Here is an 18717-nt window from a genome sequence, read left to right on the forward strand (position 1 = left end):
TCTTCCCACTCGTCACGCCGCCGCTCTCCCGTCAGTCGTCCCCGCCGCAGACTGAGTTCAACGCATTCGGACGCCCGTTCATTCCCTGCGGTGTGCCGCTCCGCGCGACTACCCTGGCGTTCATGCGCGGAGTAATCATGCACTCGCCCGGGAACGTGGCCGTCGTCGATCGGAACGACCCGGTGATCGTCGAGCCGACGGACGCGATCATCAAGGTCGCGGCCACGTGTGTCTGCGGGTCGGACCTGTGGCCGTATCGCGGCGCCAACGAGGTCCACGATGCGCCGATGGGACACGAGTACGTCGGCTACGTGGAGGAGATCGGCCCGGACGTGCGGACCGTCAAGAAGGGAGACTTCGTCGTCGGGTCGTTCATGTCCTCGGATAACACCTGCGAGATCTGCCGCGCCGGATATCAGTCGCGATGTGCGCATGTGGTGCCGATGGGCGGGATCGGCACACAGGCCGAGTACGCGCGGATCCCGCACGCCGACGGCACTCTGGTCGCGACGCCGGAAGCGCCCGACGACGACCTGATCCCCAGCTACCTCGCCGCGTCCGACGTCTTCGGAACCGGCTGGTTCGCCGCCGCTGCCGCCGAGGTGCAGCCGGGTTCCACGGTCGCCGTGGTCGGCGACGGCGCGGTCGGCCTGCTCGGGGTGCTCGCTGCCCGCGAGTTCGGCGCCGAACGGATCATCGCGATGAGCCGTCACTCGGACCGTCAGGCCCTCGCCCGCGAGTTCGGTGCGACGGACGTCGTCGCTGAGCGCGGCAGTGAGGGCGTTGCGGCGATCAGGGAGATGACGAACGGTCACGGCGCGCACTCGGTGATCGAGGCGGTCGGCACCCAGGAGTCGATGATGCAGGCCATCCGGTCGGCCCGACCGGGTGGCCACGTAGGGTTCGTCGGCGTCTCGCACGGTGTGGAGCTGCCGGGCGACAAGCTGTTCTATTCGGCGGTGCACCTGCACGGCGGTCCGGCACCGGTCCGCCGGTTCCTGCCGGAACTCATGGATCTCATCGCCTCACGGAAGGTCGATCCGGGCCGGGTCTTCGATTCGACGCTGCCGCTCGAGGACGCCGCGGACGGCTACCGCGCGATGGACGATCGCCGCTCGATCAAGGTGCTGTTGCAGCCCTGACCGCACGGGCGCTCCACCGTCCATCCTGGTGACCGACGGCGATCGGGTGCTCGAACGCCCGCGAGATCACGTCTGTGCAGACCACGTCGTGCACGTCCCCGGACGCCACTTCGCGGCCGTGCGCGATCACCAGCGCGTGACTCGTCGTCTCGGGCAGTTCCTCGAGATGATGCGTGACGATGATCGACGCCATGTCCGGCACGCGCCGCGCGAGGTCGTCGATCGTCTCCAGTAACTGTTCCCGGGCCGCGACATCGAGACCTGTGGTGGGTTCGTCGAGGAGGAGCAGGTCCGGCTCTCCGGCGAGCGCGCGGGCGATCAGCGCGCGACCCCGCTCCCCCTGTGACATCGTCGGCCACCGCGCATCGGCGTGATCGCTCATCCCGACGTCGGCGATCAGTGCGCGGGCCCGCTCGATCTGCTCCGGGGACGGCGTCCACCGCATCGGCATGTCGATGGTCCCGGTGATGCCGGTCAGCACCACCTCGGCGACGGTCAGCGGCGAGCGCAACGGATGCCGCGGACTCACATGCCCGATGTGCCTGCGCAGTTCCTGCATGTCCACTCGACCGAGACGCTTACCGAGGACGTCGACCGTTCCGGTCGTCGGGTGCGTCTGGGCGGCGCAGAGCCCGACGATCGTGGTCTTGCCCGCACCGTTCGCACCGAGCAGCGCCCAGTGCTCGCCCGCGCGGACGGTGAGATCGACGCCGTGCAGGATCTCGCGTCCGTCACGGCGGAAGGTCACCGAATCGAGGTGCAGAACCTCGGGCCCGGCATCACCGGTCGGCTGGAGGCCAGATGTGACGATCATCGCGCGTCACCGCGCGTCTGCCGGTCGAAGGCGTCGTTGTAGGCACGCAGTTCAGCGAGCAACGCCTCCGGCGTTCCCGGTGCGAGATCGGCGAAGACCTTCTCGAGACGTTCCGCTCGCAGGTGCCCGTCATGCTCGAACGCGTGCTGACCCTCATCAGTCGGCCGGTGCAGCCGGCTCGTTTGTCCCACGACCTCGAACCGCTCGACGTAACCACGCTTGATCGCGGCGTTCACCTGCCGGTTCACCGTCGACTGCTCGAGGCACAGACCGTCCGCGAGATCGCGGAGAGTGCGTGCCTCCCCGTCCGCGAGGAGCCACAGGATGTGAAATGCGGACGTATCGAGGATCGCCCCGTCGAAAACGCCGTTGCGGCGCCTCCGCATCCGTAGGAGCTCGTCGACGAGCCCGTGGTGAACCGGCGACGACCACACCTCGCCGTACGATTCCGAACTCACGTGGTGCTCCCAGATTCTGTCGTCCGATTTTGCTTATGCATCGTACATATGTAGGTTGCATACTCTAAACCGGCGTCGTCACCGTGACTTCGGCGCGTCGACGATGCGAAGGATGCTCCCGCTATGTCCACGAGCGACATGTCCACCAACGACGCTCCGGCGAAGTCGCCGGCCGGGTCCCCCATGCCCACGGCCGTCGTCCTGTGCTTCGGCGGTCTGGTCGCCGCACTGATGCAGACCTTGATCATTCCGATTCAGCCGGAGATCCCCGTTCTGCTCGGCACGAGCATCTCGAACGCCTCGTGGGTCATCACCGCCACTCTTCTCGGCGGCGCCATCGCCATGCCGATCGCCGGACGCCTCGGCGACATGTTCGGCAAGCAACGTGTTCTGGTCGCCAGTTCGATTCTCCTGATCATCGGCTCGGTGGTCTGCGCCCTGTCGTCAAGCCTCGTGCCGATGATCGTCGGACGTACCCTGCAGGGACTCGCGATGGGCTTCATTCCGGTCGGCATCAGTCTTCTGCGCGAGGTCATGCCTCCACGGCTGACGAACGTCGCCGTCTCGGCGATGAGCGCCACGCTCGGCGTCGGTGGCGGAATCGGCCTTCCGCTATCCGCGTGGATCGCCCAGTCCTTCGACTGGCATGCGCTGTTCTGGGTATCCGCAGGAATGGCCGTCATCATCGCGATCCTCGTGTTCACCGTCGTTCCGCACGTGGACGACGCGATCGGCGGACGTTTCGACCTGCCCGGCGCCATCGGCCTCGCCGTCGGCCTGTGCAGCGCTCTGATCGCGGTCACCAAGGGCAACGACTGGGGATGGACATCGGGCACCACCCTCGGGTTCTTCATCGGAGGCCTGGTGGTCCTGCTCGTATGGGGCACGTTCGAACTGCGTCAATCCGACCCATTGGTCGATCTGCGCACCAGCGCCAAGCCTGCCGTACTGCTGACCAACATCGCCGCCGTCGCCGTCGGTTTCGGCATGATGGCCCAGGCGGTCGTCATGCCGATGCTGATGGAGCTGCCCACGGTTGCGGGAGGCATGGGCCAGAGCATCCTGCAGGCCGGCCTGTGGATGATGCCGGGCGGCCTCATGATGCTCGTGTTCGCACCGGTCTCGGCCATCATGATGAACCGATTCGGCGGCAAGATAACCCTTGCCGTCGGCGCGACCGTCCTCGGACTCGGCTACCTCGGCGCGTACTTCCTGATGAATGCGCCGTGGCAGCTCGCCCTCGCCTCGGTCGTCGGCTCCGCCGGCGTGGGCATCGGCTACGCCGCGATGCCGACCCTCATCATGGGCGCCGTCCCGATGTCCGAAGCCGGTGCGGCGGTCGGTCTGAACGGGCTGATGCGGTCAGTCGGCACCACGCTCTCCTCTGCGGTGATGGCGGTGATCCTGACCAGCTCGACCTTCGATCTGGCAGGCCGCGACATCCCGACGCACGACGCTTTCAAGCTGTGCTTCCTCGTCGGCACGGTCGCCGCACTGGTCGGTGCCGCGATCACTCTCGCGATCCCGGCGGTCCGGAAGCTCAACGAGGAGCCGGTCGGAGCCGCCGACCCCATCCGCTAGAGCGGAGCCGGCGCGATACCTCGCCCGAACGGCGAACCGCCGAGCTTCTCGCGACCGTGCGGCTGCTCCCAGTTCGACAGGTCGGGCCCCTTCGGGATGATCCCGGACGGGTTGATGTCGCGGTGCACCTCGTAGTAGTGGCTCTTGATGTGCGCGAAGTTCGTGCTGTCACCGAAGCCGGGAGTCTGAAACAGATCGCGGGCGTACGCCCACAGCACCGGCATCTCCGACAGTTTCTCGCGGTTGCATTTGAAGTGTCCGTGATAGACGGCATCGAAGCGCGCGAGGGTCGTGAACAGACGCACGTCTGCTTCGGTGATCGTGTCACCGACAAGGAAGCGCTGGTTCTTCAGCCGCTCGCTGAGCCAGTCCAGCCGTCCGAACAGCTGATCGTAGGCGGCTTCGTACGTCTCCTGTGAGCCGGCGAACCCGCAGCGGTATACGCCGTTGTTCACGTCGCGGTAGACGTGCGCATTCACCTCGTCGATCTCGGCTCGGAGGTCCTCCGGGTACAGCTCCGGCGCTCCCTCGCGATGGAAATCCTGCCACTCCAGCGAGAAGTCGATGGTCATCTGCGGGAAGTTGTTGGTGACGACGGCACCGGACGGAACGTCGACGATCGCCGGCACCGTGATCCCCTTCTCGTACCCCGGGATCCGCTCGAAGTAGGCATCCTGGAGTCGCGGGATGCCGAGCACCGGGTCCACGGCGCCGGGATCCAGATCGAAGGTCCACGACCTCTTGTCATGCGTCGGTCCGCAGACCCCCATGCTGATCGCATCCTCGAGCCCGAGCAGGCGGCGCACGATGATGGCGCGGTTGGCCCACGGGCACGCGTAGGAGACGACGAGGCGGTATCGACCCGCCTCCAGCGGGTACCCGTCCGCTGCGTCGCGGGTGATCCGCGTCTCGATGTAGCGGGTGTCGCGCTCGTACGGCTGATTCGGCAGAACGTAGGTGCCCTGTTCTCCGGCACCGGTCTGATCGTCGGTCATCGTTTCACTCCCTTGCGATTGGTGTGATTCTCACATGCCTTCGAACGCTCGACCGAGTTCGACGTCCACGTCGATCAGGCGAGCGTCCCGCACCTCGGGCTTGTCCACTTCGTCGGCGACGAACTTGGCGATCACGCGGCGGATCTCGTCGTCGACCTGTGCCAGATTCCGGATGATCGAACCGCGGACGTTGTGGGATGCGACATCGACGAACACGTCACGCGGACGTGGTGTGTCCACCTCGATTCGCAACTGGAGAGGTTCGGCGCAGCGCACGGTGAGGGGCAGGGTGACCAGGCCGTCCACGTCGTAACGGATCCGGTCGAGTTTCAGATCGACCAGCAGTGCGATGAACAGCGGCAGTTTGACGATGAACGTGATGGACTCACCAACCTGCCGAGTGATCTCCGGCTCGGCGATCTTCACATCCGCGCACACCTTGGCGACCCCGCCGGGCCCGGAAGCCAACGGCCCCACGCGGAACTCCTCACCGGCGATGGAGGTGAAGGCCGACGCGATGCGCTCTTCGGTGACCGCTACCTCGAAGAACCGCCGGCCGAACTGCTCGTAGGTCAGATACGGCCTGCCGTCCTCGGAGACACCAGGCGAATCCGGAGCTTCCCGAGCCAGCTCCTTGGCGATCTGCTCCCCGGATTCGGCCTGTTGCGCGGCGGTTTCGGCCACACGCTCGTCACCGGCAGTCGGTTCGTCTGCGGTGAGGTCGTCGGAAGTCACGTTGTCTGGCACGTATACATGGTGACGCATTGCACGCGCGCCGCCTAGTGGTGGAGGGCATTCGGCAGCGGTGTCGGGCCGGACCCTCACCGTCGACTGGCGTCCGGAAGTCGTGGCGGACACGGGGTACCCGGCAACGTGACGAGCTCGAAGTGCCACCACTCGTTGTCGAACGTGCGGCACAGCCCGTACCGCCACCCGTTTCGCTGCAGCCAGGCGGCACCGGCGCGCGGCCCCACGTCGACGGCTTCACCGCTGACGTGCGTCGACCGGTTCGGCGGTAGCACCCAGCGCTGCGCACGCGCCGCGCTGCCGTACTCACGGACTCCCTGTCGCCACATCGAGTGCTGCGTGGCCCAGGATCTTTTCCCGGAGTTGACGTACATCGGGACGCCGCCACGCTGCGCGTCGCGGTACGCCCATGTGTACGTCGCGGTCAGCTGCGGAGTGAGTCCCGCAGTTCCAGGCGCCATCGCGATGCCCAGGATCCGGGATCGAGGTGCCGCCGACGCGGGGGCCACGACGGACGTGACCGCCATCGAAGCTGCCATCAGCGAGACCGCAAGGGCGACCACCGTTCGCCGTCCCGTGCTTCCCTTCATAGCTCAGACGTTAGCCCATCCGGGCGCGTTCGCACCCCTCTCGAATATGTCCCCGGCAACTGTTCACGAGCACGCGCCCACGGTGGGACAGTGGAGTGGTCGGGGTCCACGTCCGGATATCCGTCTAGGAGCACCCATGAACATGAGAACCGTCCGAACTCGTATCGCAGCCGTGGGAGCGGCAACCGTGCTCGCTTCCACCGGTGCGCTCGTCCTCGCACCGCAAGCCGACGCACAGCCCGACACCCAGGACATGGTGCACCAGGTCGCCAGCGCCCCGTACTCGTGGCTGTTCAGCACGGGACTGCAGGTATACGAGCTCGTCGAGAAGCGGCCTGTCGAGAGTCTCTCCCCGCCTGCCGACGAGTTCGTGATGCGCAAGCTGCACGGACCGAATGACGGCCGTGCCGGATCGGCACGGTACGTGTACCTCGGACGGACCCTGCCTGAGGCCTTCAGCGTGGCGGGCGCCCACGAGGTGCCCGACCGTCAGGCCGGAGCGCTGGGCCCGCTCGACCCGAAGACTCTCGAGTTGGACCCGGACGACAACGCCGCACTCATGATCTGGCAGGTCGCGGGACGGATCGGTGAAGTGAACGGCATCGGAGTGGTGACCCCTTACCTGGGCTGACCGTCGAGCCGACCGACGATGACGCCTCGGGACTGCCGCAAGGCCCGGTCGGCGCGACCTGATGAAGTGGGCGAGGAGATTGTCAGGTCGGTTGCAGCACCTTGCGATACAACGACTTTCCCGACGCATCGCATAAGTCCACGGTCATCGTTCGTTCGTCCTTGCCGATGGTGACCTCTCCGAAGTGCTGAAATCCCTCAGCAGGTGACGTGTCGGCCTCGGTCGGCGCGTGAACGAACTCGTATCGTGCGCCGAACGTCCCGTCGAGCGGACTCGTCGGGAACGCCCCCGCATGCAGCGGTCCCGACACGAACTCCCAGAACGGCGCGAAGTCGGTGAATCCGGCCCGGTCAGGTGAATACGAGATCGCCGCGGTGTAGTGCACGTCGGCGGTCAGGAACACCATGCCGGTCACGTCCTTGGTCGCCGAGAGTATCCGTGAGAACGCGATCTCCCGGCCGAGTGGGCGGGCGTCGTCCCCTTGTGCGATCGCTTCCATCGACGGTCGTCGCCCCGGCTCACGCGTCGCTTTGTCGGGAACGACGATGCTGATCGGCAGATCGTTGGCGATGACCTTCCACGTCGCCGTCGACCGCCCGAGCTCATCGATGAGCCACGCTGTCTGCTCTTCGCCCAGGATGCCGGCATCGTTCGACGCGGCCCATGCGTTCGGGTTGGGGTCCTTGAACGTGCGCATATCGAGAACGAACACGTCGAGCAGCGGCCCGTACGACACCTTGCGGTACAGGCGATTCCGGTCACCGAGTTCGACGGGCTGCCATTCCGTCCACGCCTGCCGGGCCCGCCCCGCCAGTGCGTCCACGTTCATCTCGGTGTAGCCCTCGCGCTCCTGCCCGGCCAGGTTCTCCCCCGGGAACCAGTTGTTGATCACCTCGTGGTCGTCCCACTGGACGATCTGGGCGACTGTGGAATTGAAGCGTCGGTAGTGAGAGTCGGTGAGATTGTAGGCGTAGTTGCCGCGGAACTGGTCGAGAGTCTGCGCCGGCTGATCCTTGGCCGCTGCCGTCTGGCTGCGGTAGATCTTCCCGTCGTTCTGCTTCTGCGTCGGCGCCACGGGCCCGTCCGCGTAGATCGCGTCACCGGAGTGGATGAAGAAGTCGGGATGCTTATCGGCCATCGCACCGAAGATCGTCATTCCACCCATGTCCGGGTTGATGCCCCATCCCTGTCCCACGACATCGCCGGACCACACGAACCGGATGTCCTGCGGCGCCGTCGGTGCCGTCACCAAGACACCCGTCACCGGTTCCGATTGCGCACCGTTCTCCCCTTCCATGGTCACCCGGTAGTGCACTTGCCTGCCGGGCTCGAGGCCGGCGATGCGCATGCGCCCGGTGCCATCCGATCGCGGAGTCACCTGGGGGCCGGTGAATCTCCTCGGGTTCGCGAACGACTCGGTGGCCGCGGTCTCGACGATCATCCGGGCGGGCGTGTTCGATCGCGCCCAGATGAGTGCCCCGCTCGCGGTGATGCCGCCCGCTGCGACGCCGTGCGTCAACATGGGGCGGTCGCGCCGTGTCCCGGGCGAGCGCGCCTCGTCCGCGGTTCCGCAGGCAGTCGCCACGCCGGCCGGAATCACCAACGCGCCGGCCGCGGTGGCCTTCAGCACGGTCCGACGAGACACCGGTCGAGGCGGCCGGGCGGACGTGGAGTCGGAATCCAGATGCTGGGGATCGGTCATTGCGCCAGCATTCCCGGCCCGGTCGTCGTGCAGGCTAACGCGAGGTGACGGCGACGTGATCGCCAGTGCACCAGCGCTTCACGTCCCGAATACGCTGGCCGGTAAGCCGCGATCAAGCAGGATGAATCAGGCGCCGTCGAGTCGGGCGATCGCCTGCCCCGCGACCTGGAGTACCACCGGAATACCGTCACGGACGGCATCTGCCGATCCGCCGAGATTGACGATGAGCGCGCGACCGGAGATTCCCGCGACCCCGCGCGAGAGCATCGCCTGCGGGAGCGAGCCGGCACCCGCCGTACGGACCGCATCGGCGACGCCGGGCACCTCGCGGTCCAGGAGCGCGACAGTGGCTTCCGGGGTCACATCACGCGGCGCGACACCGGTTCCTCCGGTGGTCACCACCAGCCGCGCGCCGGCGTCGATCTCACGGCGGGTGGCGGCGGCGATAGCGTTGACCTCGTCCGGCACCACCGTGATGGCTGCGTCCCATCCACCATCATCGAGGAGTCGGGCCGCAACGGGGCCGGACACGTCCTCCTGGACACCGGCGGCGCACCGATCGGAGACGGTGATCACCGCCGCGGGGATTCGGGAACTCTGCTCATCGTCTGTCACCCCACGAGTGTTACATGGGACCGTCTCCCGGCCGCATCTGGGAGCACCGGTTCACTCGGGCTGACCCCAAACGCTCCGCCGTCGCCGATGACCGCGTTTACTCGAACCATGAGTTCGCGTATCCGGGCGATTGCGCCGCTCCTCGCGTCGATGTTCCTGGTCCTGGGACTGCTGTCGGCATGCTCGTCCGGTGGCGCTTCGGGACCGTCGGATTCGGATGTGCTGCGGGTCGGCACAGAAGGCACGTACGCCCCGTTCAGCTACCACGATCAGGCCACCGGCGAACTCACCGGGTACGACGTGGACGTCGCGAACGCCGTCGCCGAGAAGATGGGCAAACGAGCCGAGTTCGTGGAGGCCCCGTGGGATTCGCTGTTCGCCGCATTGGGCGCTGACCGATTCGATGTGGTGGCCAATCAGGTGACGATCACTCCGGAGCGACAGGCGACCTACGCGATGTCGAAGCCGTACGCGATCGGCGAAGGTGTGATCGTGACGCGAGCGGACGATAACTCGATCACCTCCCTCGACGATCTCGCGGGCCGATCGTCAGCGCAGTCCGCCACCAGCAACTGGACCCAGGTGGCCCGCGATTCGGGCGCCCGGGTCGAGACAGTCGAAGGATTCACTCAGGCGATCACCCTGCTCCGGCAGGGTCGCGTCGACGCGACCGTCAACGACAGCATCGCCGTCTACGCGTATCTCGCCGAGACCGGCGATGAGACCGTGAAGATCGCCGCGAACACCGGGGACAAGAGCGAGCAGGCCTTCGCGGCCCCCGAAGGCAGCCCGCTGATTCCGGGTATCGACAAAGCGATCGACGAGTTGCAGGCCGATGGCACGCTGACCGAGATCTCGCAGCGGTACCTGCGCGCCGATGCGAGCGGCTCCGCCCCGGAGGCGCCGCAGCAGCGCTCCACCTGGCAGCTGGTGGCCGACAACCTGTGGCCGATGGCGAAGGCCACCATCACCACCACGATCCCGCTCGCGGCCATCAGTTTTGCAATCGGGCTGGTCATCGCGCTGTTCGTCGCCCTCGGACGCATCTCGAGGAAGGCCGTGCTCTCGCGTTTGGCCCGGGCGTACATCTCGATCATCCGAGGCACCCCGATGCTGGTGCAGCTGTTCATCATCTTCTACGCCCTGCCCGAACTCGGAATGAAGGTGCCGCCCTTCCCAGCAGCGGTCGTGGCGTTCTCCCTCAACGTCGGCGGTTACGCGGCGGAGGTGATCCGGAGCGCGGTCATATCCGTCCCCGACGGACAGAGCGAAGCCGCCAAGTCGATCGGCATGGGCTATCGAACGACGATGAGCCAGATCGTGCTGCCGCAGGCAGCGCGTATCGCCGTTCCCGGTCTGTCGAACACCCTGATCTCACTGGTCAAGGACACCTCATTGGCGTCGACGATCCTGGTGACCGAACTGCTGCGCGTAGCGCAGATCGCCGCGGCGCCCACGTTCGAGTTCTTCGCGCTGTACGCGACCGCAGCCGTCTACTACTGGGTTGTGTGTCTGGTGCTGTCGATGTTCCAAGGGCGGCTGGAGACACGGTTGAGCCGGTTCATCGCCCGTTGACGCCGCCGGCAGCGAGGCTCACCGGCTGGTGATCAGCGGTACAGCCTGTTCGTCATCGGTCCACGCTCCATGGTGTCCGGTCATCGCGGACTCCATCGGCTCGGCTGCCGGACGGACGAGCACAGCGGTCCCTTCCGCGACCGCGATCACGTCACCGATCCGCGCGGCGATGTCCGGATCCGGTGCAGACGGTCCGAACCAATGCTCGTCGACTGCCTGCTCGCGGGTCACCACGCGCGCATCGGCGCCCAGGTGCGATGCCCAGGTCGTCGCGACGTCAGCCGATGCCCCGGCACGATCGACGTAAACGTGACGGACGCGGGCCTCTCCCGCGATCAGTGCGACGTCGCGATGCAGATCGGGTGCCGCGTCGAGGTCGACGGTGTTCCCGGCGCGAATCATCCCGTGATCGCCGGTGATGAGCACGGTGCACGTCGGTGGCAGATCCGTGAACAGGTCGGCCGCAAACGCGTCGACGTCGCGAAGCACGGCGAGCCACTCCGGTGAACCCGGGCCGTGGATGTGTCCATGCATGTCCAGGTCGGGGTAGTACGCGTAGGCGAATCTGCGGTCGTGACCGTCGTGGCGGGCGACGGCCAGAATCCCGTCGCGTAACTCGTCGAGGGTCGCCGCCGGGTGAACGGTTCCCGTTGCTCGGAACGCGGCGCGAGTGAGCCCGGAGCGGGCCTGATAGCCGGGCACCACGTAGTGGACGTCGACGCTCGCCGCCACCAGGTGCTCGAGCCTGCTCGCCACCGGCTGCACCGTCTCCGGTTCCGCGATGTCGCGCGCATCGATGCCGTCCGCGGTGTCGAAGCGCCATCGGAGGGCGTTCAGGGTCCGACGGCCGTCCGGCTCCGGGAGTGCGAAGCTGTATCCGATCACGCCGTGTGTGGCACAGGGCGCACCGACGGCGAGGCTCGTCAGGCTGGTGGCGGTGGTCGCCGGAAACCCTGCCCGCATGGTGCCCTGCACCCGGGCCGCGAGAGTCGGAGCGACGTCGGCATGGCGGGCCAGCAGTTCGGCGCCGAGGCCATCGACCAGCAGCACCACGACATCCCGATTCGGTTCCAGTGCGAGCGGATTCGCGCCCGTACCGACTCCGAACGAAGCTGCGACCGATGGCATCACATCGGCGAGGGTGAGAACCATGTCCACAGCCTGACACAGCGCGCCCTCCGGTCAGGCGCGACCGCGCGACCAGGACTCCCAGATCATCGCGTAACGACCTCCGGCACTCACCAGCTCGTCGTGAGATCCCGATTCGATCACCCGCCCGCGTTCCAGGTGAACGATGCGGTCGGCTGCCGCAGCCTGACTGAGCCGGTGCGCGATGATGAGGGCCGACCGTCCGGCCAGGACCGCAGAAGCAGCCTCCTCCAGTGCGCCCGCGCCCGCGCTGCCCGCATCCGCGGTCGCTTCGTCGACGATCACCACGTCCGGATCGAGCAGGTCGATGCGCGCCAAGGCGAGTTGCTGCGCCGACATCGCGTCGAGCTGGTGCCCGTGTCCGCCGACCGGCGTGTCGAGCACCCGGTCCAACCGGCGCACCCACGCCGCAGCACCGACCTTCTCCAAGGCCGCCCACACCCGGTCGTCGCCTGCGTCCGGACAGGCGAGCAGCAGATCGTCGCGCAGTGTTCCGGAGAAGACGTGCACCTCTTGCGTGAGCAAGGCGATGCGCCGGGCTCGCACAACCTGACCGAGGTCGGTCACCGGGCGGCCGCCGATCCGAACACTTCCCTCATCTGGCTGGTGGATACCGGCGAGGAGTGCCGCGAGAGTGCTCTTCCCGGCGCCGGAGGCTCCGACCAGTGCGACGTGCTCCCCGGGGCGGACGGCGACCGATACCGAGTGCAGTATGCGGTGGTCGGGTGAATAGCCGAAGCCGACCTGCTCCGCGACCAGGCCGGAACCATCGTCGGGTCCCGACTCGATCACCGGCCGCTCGGCGCCCGCACGGATGGTCTCGTCCGCCTCGTCGATGACGCCCACGATGCGACCGAGAGCCGCGGCGCCGGATTGGAGCGCATCGAGCACGAACATGAGGCGCCCGATCGGATCGAACAAGGCGAGGAAGTACAGCATGGCCGCAGTGGTTCCGCCGACCGACACTTGACCGTCGCCGACCAGGACGAATCCGACGACGAGGATCACCGCCATACCGACGAATTCAGCGAGGTTGAGCCGCCCGGCCAGCCGCGCGTTGAGCACGCTCGCGCGCATCGACCACCGGACCACGCTCCACGAGTGCCGGTCGATCCGTGTACTCAGTCGGCCGCCGAGATCGAACGCGCGCACAGTGGGAAGTCCCTGCACCGGTCCGAGGACGTGATGCGCGCGTTCGGCCGCCGCCGCACGCTCCGCGGCATAGATCCCCGGCGCTGTCCGCAGGTACATTCGCGCGGACACCACGTAGATCGGGATGGTCGCCGCTGCGACGAGCAGGAACCGCCGGTCCAGCGCCCCCAGTCCGATGGTGGTCACCACGACGCCTGCGAGAGCCAGCAGCACCGGGGGCAACGACTTCCCGATCGCCTCGCTCACCTTGTCGACATCGTCGGTGGCACGGGAGATCACGTCCCCGCTGCCGACCGCCTCCGTCCGCGCCATGGGCAGTCCCAGGACCGTCGAGAGCATCGACTCCCGCAGCGTCGCCAGAACCGATTCGAACACCGATGCGGTGGTCGCGATTCCGATTCCAGCGCAGACGGCGCACAAGATGGCGGCGGTCGCCATGAGGCCTCCGCGTACTGCGACATCGGAGTAGTCCCCACCGTCGGCGACCACGTCGACGATCGAGCCGAGGAGTCGTGGGATCACGAGTCCGAACGCGCCAGATGCGGTCATCGCCATTGCGATCACGGCGAGTCGGGTCCGGTGCGGGCGAAGTTCTGCGATCAGCCGGGCGGCGGTGCGGCGCCGGTCTGCGACGGGCAGCGTCATCCTGGGGCCCCGTCTCCCGTCGCAGGCCGTCCGGCGACGGCGCCGTGCCGATCTGACTCGATCCGAATAACGGTGTCCGCCACCGCCAGCCACGCGGGCGACCGCGAGAGGACGACGGTCGCGGCGCCTGCGCGCGCACGTCGCACCCGCTCGGCCACCGTCGCCTCGGTGACCGAGTCCACCGCGGTCGTCGGGTCGGTGAGCACCAGGAACGACGAGTCCGCGGCGAGCGCGCGCGCCAGTCCGACGCGCTGCCGCTGACCGCCCGACAGCATGCGGCCCGCCTCACCCACCGGAGTGTCCAATCCGTTGACCAGCGCCTCGGCCACATCGTCGCAGGCAGCTGCGAAAACAGCCCGGGTGCAGCGCTCGTCGCTGTGAGGTGAGTCCGAATCGGAGGCGGCGGCGATATTCTCGAGAACCGTCCCCTCGAACAGATGTGGGGAGTGGGGTACGACGCGCACGGCTGCACGGACCACTCGCTGATCGAGAGCGAACAGATCGACCCCGCCGACCCGCACCAGAGTGTCACCCGGCGGCGTGTCCCGGGACAGGAGTCCGGTCAGCATCGAACCCGTGGTCCGATCCGCAGCGATCACGGTCAGCCCGCGCGACGCGATCCGCACGTCGGGCACGGCCGGCTCGAGTCCGGTGATCGCCAGATCCCCGGTCCGCGGGCGCTCATCGCCCGTCTCGACGACCGGCCGAGCCTGCAGCACTGCCAGGATCCGGGTCGCACTCGCCACCGCCGCGTTCCACACGATGCCGACGTTGGTACCGATCGCGTTGAGCGGGCCCATGACGAACTGCGTCAGTCCGACGACGGTGATGAGCTCCCCCACGGTCAGAGCTCCGGACACCGCCGATGCACCGGCTGCTACGCCGATCACCACGACGAACAGTGACGACACGGTCTGCAGCACCGCGACGTAGACGCCTTCCGTGCGCATCGCGGCGATCGCCGAATCCCGTGCGCGGCCGCTCGCGCCGCGGTACCGCCTCCCCGCTTCGTTCTCCGCGCCGATCCCCTTCAGCACCCGCAATCCGGACACCAGGTCGGCAGCCGTGCCTGCGGCCTGCCCGATGTTCTCCTGCTGGCGTTCGGTACGCCGGCGCAACGGAGCGCCGGCTCGGTCGAGTATCCAGAACATAACCGGCGCACCGATGAGCACGGTCAGGCCCAATGGCCAGGAGATCCACAGCAGGACGACGCCCGCGACCAGAACGGCGAACATCTCCCCGACCGGCAGCACGGCCAGCAGCACCGCCCGGGAGAGCCGCGACACGTCCGAGGTCGCGATGCTCAACGCGGTGCCGGGCAGCCGGGACGGCCCGTCGACGGCGACCGGCTCGAGCATTCGATCGGTGACCCGCATCCGGAACTGGTGCTCGATCACCTGAACCGCGTAGGCCACCATGCGCTCGCCGAACCGCCAGGTGACCGACAGCAGGAGGAAGTCTGCGGCGAGGATGGCGAGCCAGAAGATCAGGGCGGACCGGTCCTGCGGGACGATGGCCAGGTCGATGGCCCGGCCCATCACGAATGGCACCATCGCCTCACCCACGAAGTGGCCGATCATCAGGATCATTCCAGGCAGCGTGTACCGGTTGGCTCCCCACACCGTCCTGAACACGAGGGCGCGTGGAGTGGTCGAGGCGTCCACCCGCACCGGTTCTCCGCGTTCCGCCGGCCGGTCACCGGCAAGGAATCCGTCCCCGGACCACAGACGTTCCGCTGATCGGAATCGAACCATGTACCGGTGTCCTTCGTTTGGTCTGATGTCGGGGCCGCGGCGATACGGTCCCTCGTCAGGCTAGTCGGCTAGCGCGGCGCTTCGGCCGACTGCATGGACCGCATCCGTCGTCGCAGTGGTACCGCTGCCGAGCGGGAGCGCCCTATAGCGGGTTGCCGACCGTCAGCGGTACCACTGCGACGGCCAATGCCGATTGCCTGCGTCGCGTGCACGCCGACCGGCGCACGGTGATCCGACTCGTCTGTGATTTGAGTGCGATCAGGTGGCAGGTGACCGGCCCCGACCTCGAGTCGGCCCGACCAGTGCTCTCGCTCACCGGTCCGGTGGAGCCAGTTCCGGCCCGTCGAATGCGCCGAGGGTCACGAAGTCGTCGACCGCCGCTCGCTTCAGTTTCGTCAACTGCTTCACCGGTCGCCCGATCGGCACCACCGCCGCAACGGCGTGGTCTGCCGGGATACTGAGCAGTCCCCGTACAGCGTCCTCCTCTACAACGGCCATGGTCGTGACCGTTCCGCCGAATCCCTGTGACCGGGCCACGGTCAGAATGTTCCACACGAGGGGGTAGATCGATCCGCCGCTGACCACGCCGACCCGGTCCAGATTCTGGTCCATCGCCGCTACCGCGCCGAGATCGACGGAGACGACGAGCAGCACCGGCGCTGCAGCCAGCGGGGCGACGAATGCATCCACTCCGGGAACCGACTCCAGAGCATCGGCGGTGACGGCAGACGGTTCGATCGGATTCCACGGGCTCTCCCCCGCTGCGCGCTGCGCCAGGTAGCGGCGCGCACCGGTCTTGCTCAGATCCGCGATCGCACGCTTGACCTCGTCGTCACGCACGACGGTGACGTGCGCGCCCTGTCGATTGCCGCCGCTGGGAGCGAAACGCGCCACGTCGAGAATCTGCCACAGCGCCTCGTCGGACACCGGATCGTCGGTGAACTGCCGTGCCGCGAAGGTTGTCCGGATGACGTCATCGAATTCCATCGCTGCTCCCTGTTACCTGGGCGGCGCCGGCGCGGGCCCGCTGTTCGATCATCGCACGCTCGACGAGGCGAGCAGGCGAGGAGAATCGGGAGATACGGCCGACACAAGGGCGGTCCCGTGGTCGGTGTCCGAAGGCACCGACCGGCGCCCCCGAGGCTATGAACTGGATCGACGCGCATCTGCGCAACGTTCCGGCGCCAAACGCATATCCTCGCTGATTTTCGCGGGTGTGCCTTATCGGCGATGATATCTGCATGACCACGCGAACCGGCACTGCTCCCGTCGGAGAGATCGGACTGCATTACGAGGAGTTCGGCGATCCCGAGGATCCGGCGGTACTTCTCATCATGGGCCTCGGTGCCCAGATGGTCTTCTGGCGTACCGAGTTCTGCGAGAAGATCGCCGCCGCCGGTTACCGCGTCATCCGTTTCGATAACCGCGACTGCGGTCTATCGGACAAGCTGGACGGAGTTCGAGCCGGCGGCGACCCACTCCTCGTGAAGATGGCCAAGTTCTTCGTCGGGCTCCCGGTGAAGGGATCCGCCTACACCCTGCTCGATCTCGCGAACGATGCCGCAGGTGTTCTCGACCACTTGAACATCGACCGTGCGCACATCGTCGGCGCGTCGATGGGCGGCATGATCACGCAGGTGTTCGCCGCCGAGCACGCCGACCGCACGTTGACCGCGACCGTCATCATGTCGAGCAACAACCGCCGATTCCTGCCGCCGCCCGGACCACGGCAGCTTCTCGCCCTGATCTCCCGGCCACCGAGCGGCCGAGAGGCGGCCATCGCGAACTCGGCCAAGATGAGCGGCATCATCGGCAGCCCGGTCTATCCGCAGACGCCGGAGACAGCACGGGTTCGCGCCACCGAGTACTACGACCGCTGCAACTACCCGGCAGGATTCGCCCGTCAGTTCGCGGCGATCCTCGGTTCAGGGCAGCTCGTCGGCTACGACAAGCGCATCAAGGCACCCACACTGGTTCTGCACGGGTCGCACGACAAGTTGATGCGGCCGTCCGGGGCGCACGCCATCGCACGAACCGTCCCGAATGCCCGGCTCTCGATGGTCGGCGGGATGGCACACGACATCCCCGAGCCGCTGTGGGACCAGATCATCACCGAACTGACCGAGCACTTCTCCACGTCGTAGCCACCGACCTGCAACACCCACCGGTCACAAGCACTTCTGCTTTCGCTCGGTTCGCGAATCGAGCGCCCGGGTTTAGTTTAGGCAACCCTATTATCATGGTGATGTCCGTTAGATTCGCCACCACATCGGAGCCCGCCATGAGCACGAGCACCAACACCTCCCCCGACGATCTTCCCTTCGCTGAACGCAAGGTCGAGGACCTGCCAGGACACTGGCTTCTGGCCCGACTCGGCAAGCGGGTGCTTCGGCCCGGTGGCCGTGTGATGACCGAACAGCTCCTCGACGACGCATCGCTCACCGACGCCGACGTGGTGGAACTCGCCCCCGGACTCGGTAAGACCGCGGCGTCGATCATGGACCGCAAGCCCCGCGACTACGTGGGCGTCGAATCCGATCCCGCCGCAGCCGCACTCACCGAGAGTGCGATCGGCGGCCGCGGCCGCGTGGTCTCCGGCGATGGTGCCGCCACCGGGATCGACGATGCGAGCACCGACGCGGTGGTAGCTGAGGCCATGCTCACGATGCAGTCCGACAAGCACAAAGCTGAGATCGTCGCCGAGGCGTTCCGCATCCTCCGCCCCGGCGGCCGTTACGCGATTCACGAGATGTCGCTGAACCCGGACACCCTCAGTAACGACCAGAAGACCGATATCCGGCGCGCACTCGCACGGTCGATCAAAGTCAACGCCCGGCCTCTCACTGAGGACGAGTGGCGTGCGCTCTTCACCGAGGCCGGATTCACCATCGAGCGCGTCCGATTCGCACCGATGTCGCTTCTCGAACCTCGCCGAGTGATCGCCGACGAGGGGTTCGGCCGAACTCTGAGGTTCGTCGTGAACGTCATCCGCGAGCCTGCAGCCCGCAAGCGCATCGTGGACATGCGGTCCGTATTCACGAAGTACAAGCGCAACCTCGCAGCGATCGAGATCGTCGCGGTGAAGCCGCAGACGAGCTGACGCCCCGAAGACCCGGTCTCGAATCCCGACGAGGAACGTGGAGGCGGATCGGCCGGTGGACCGATCG

At 67.1% G+C, this 18717-nt stretch carries 17 protein-coding genes; 6 read left to right on the top strand and 11 right to left on the bottom strand.

Annotation, left to right across the window (positions count from 1 at the left end; genetic code table 11):
* The first annotated feature begins 122 nt into the window (after positions 1-122).
* Positions 123-1142: a zinc-dependent alcohol dehydrogenase family protein gene (locus tag FO044_RS08135; protein ID WP_132994172.1), complete on the top strand. Its 1020-nt coding sequence runs from the start codon at positions 123-125 to the stop codon at positions 1140-1142.
* Here the strand turns inward: FO044_RS08135 and FO044_RS08140 are convergent.
* Positions 1120-1956: an ABC transporter ATP-binding protein gene (locus tag FO044_RS08140; protein ID WP_132994171.1), complete on the bottom strand. Its 837-nt coding sequence runs from the start codon at positions 1954-1956 to the stop codon at positions 1120-1122. The genes FO044_RS08135 and FO044_RS08140 overlap by 23 nt on opposite strands.
* Positions 1953-2414 (bottom strand): MarR family winged helix-turn-helix transcriptional regulator, encoded by a 462-nt coding sequence (locus tag FO044_RS08145; protein ID WP_235831547.1) that lies wholly within the window; start codon positions 2412-2414, stop codon positions 1953-1955. The genes FO044_RS08140 and FO044_RS08145 overlap by 4 nt, the downstream gene beginning before the upstream one ends.
* Before the next feature lie 138 nt (positions 2415-2552).
* Here FO044_RS08145 and FO044_RS08150 point away from each other — a divergent pair, with 138 nt between their 5' ends.
* On the top strand, positions 2553-3995 hold the full coding sequence (locus FO044_RS08150; protein ID WP_132994383.1) for an MFS transporter: 1443 nt from the start codon (positions 2553-2555) through the stop codon (positions 3993-3995).
* Here the strand turns inward: FO044_RS08150 and FO044_RS08155 are convergent.
* The 3 genes from FO044_RS08155 to FO044_RS08165 all read right to left on the bottom strand — a co-directional run bounded on the left by FO044_RS08155 (position 3992) and on the right by FO044_RS08165 (position 6327).
* On the bottom strand, positions 3992-4990 hold the full coding sequence (locus FO044_RS08155; RefSeq protein ID WP_132994170.1) for a glutathione S-transferase family protein: 999 nt from the start codon (positions 4988-4990) through the stop codon (positions 3992-3994). The genes FO044_RS08150 and FO044_RS08155 overlap by 4 nt on opposite strands.
* Before the next feature lie 30 nt (positions 4991-5020).
* Complete coding sequence (locus FO044_RS08160) at positions 5021-5620, bottom strand: hypothetical protein (protein ID WP_412917637.1); 600 nt, start codon at positions 5618-5620, stop codon at positions 5021-5023.
* Between the two features lie 191 nt (positions 5621-5811).
* Positions 5812-6327 carry a M15 family metallopeptidase gene (locus FO044_RS08165; RefSeq protein ID WP_132994169.1) on the bottom strand — a complete coding sequence of 172 codons (516 nt, stop codon included), beginning with the start codon at positions 6325-6327 and terminating at the stop codon, positions 5812-5814.
* Positions 6328-6463: 136 nt separating this feature from the next.
* On the opposite strand from FO044_RS08165, the gene FO044_RS08170 reads away from it, so the two are divergent.
* On the top strand, positions 6464-6958 hold the full coding sequence (locus FO044_RS08170) for a hypothetical protein (RefSeq protein WP_143965469.1): 495 nt from the start codon (positions 6464-6466) through the stop codon (positions 6956-6958).
* An 82-nt stretch (positions 6959-7040) separates the two neighbouring features.
* Here FO044_RS08170 and FO044_RS08175 read toward each other — a convergent pair whose 3' ends face one another.
* Positions 7041-8660, bottom strand: coding sequence for an alkaline phosphatase D family protein (locus FO044_RS08175; protein ID WP_132994167.1), 1620 nt, complete (start codon positions 8658-8660; stop codon positions 7041-7043).
* Between the two features lie 126 nt (positions 8661-8786).
* On the bottom strand, positions 8787-9275 hold the full coding sequence (locus tag FO044_RS08180) for a MogA/MoaB family molybdenum cofactor biosynthesis protein (protein ID WP_132994166.1): 489 nt from the start codon (positions 9273-9275) through the stop codon (positions 8787-8789).
* Between the two features lie 108 nt (positions 9276-9383).
* Between FO044_RS08180 and FO044_RS08185 the strand changes: the two genes are divergently transcribed.
* On the top strand, positions 9384-10850 hold the full coding sequence (locus FO044_RS08185) for an ABC transporter permease subunit (protein WP_132994165.1): 1467 nt from the start codon (positions 9384-9386) through the stop codon (positions 10848-10850).
* 18 nt (positions 10851-10868) lie between these two features.
* On the opposite strand, the gene FO044_RS08190 is transcribed toward FO044_RS08185, so the two are convergent.
* The 4 genes from FO044_RS08190 to FO044_RS08205 form a co-directional block, all read right to left on the bottom strand.
* A complete protein-coding gene (locus tag FO044_RS08190) occupies positions 10869-12002 on the bottom strand; it encodes an alkaline phosphatase family protein (protein WP_132994164.1) in 1134 nt (377 codons plus the stop codon).
* A 30-nt stretch (positions 12003-12032) separates the two neighbouring features.
* Positions 12033-13796 carry an ABC transporter ATP-binding protein gene (locus FO044_RS08195; RefSeq protein WP_132994163.1) on the bottom strand — a complete coding sequence of 588 codons (1764 nt, stop codon included), beginning with the start codon at positions 13794-13796 and terminating at the stop codon, positions 12033-12035.
* On the bottom strand, positions 13793-15550 hold the full coding sequence (locus FO044_RS08200; RefSeq protein ID WP_132994162.1) for an ABC transporter transmembrane domain-containing protein: 1758 nt from the start codon (positions 15548-15550) through the stop codon (positions 13793-13795). The genes FO044_RS08195 and FO044_RS08200 overlap by 4 nt, the downstream gene beginning before the upstream one ends.
* A gap of 312 nt (positions 15551-15862) precedes the next feature.
* A complete protein-coding gene (locus FO044_RS08205) occupies positions 15863-16537 on the bottom strand; it encodes a nitroreductase family protein (protein WP_132994161.1) in 675 nt (224 codons plus the stop codon).
* A 254-nt stretch (positions 16538-16791) separates the two neighbouring features.
* Between FO044_RS08205 and FO044_RS08210 the strand changes: the two genes are divergently transcribed.
* Together FO044_RS08210 and FO044_RS08215 are read left to right on the top strand one after the other, a co-directional pair.
* Positions 16792-17694: an alpha/beta fold hydrolase gene (locus FO044_RS08210; protein ID WP_132994160.1), complete on the top strand. Its 903-nt coding sequence runs from the start codon at positions 16792-16794 to the stop codon at positions 17692-17694.
* 137 nt (positions 17695-17831) lie between these two features.
* Positions 17832-18650: a methyltransferase domain-containing protein gene (locus tag FO044_RS08215; protein WP_132994159.1), complete on the top strand. Its 819-nt coding sequence runs from the start codon at positions 17832-17834 to the stop codon at positions 18648-18650.
* Positions 18651-18717 lie beyond the last annotated feature (67 nt).

The organism is Gordonia zhaorongruii, assembly GCF_007559005.1.
GTDB classification, from domain to species: Bacteria; Actinomycetota; Actinomycetes; order Mycobacteriales; family Mycobacteriaceae; genus Gordonia; species Gordonia zhaorongruii.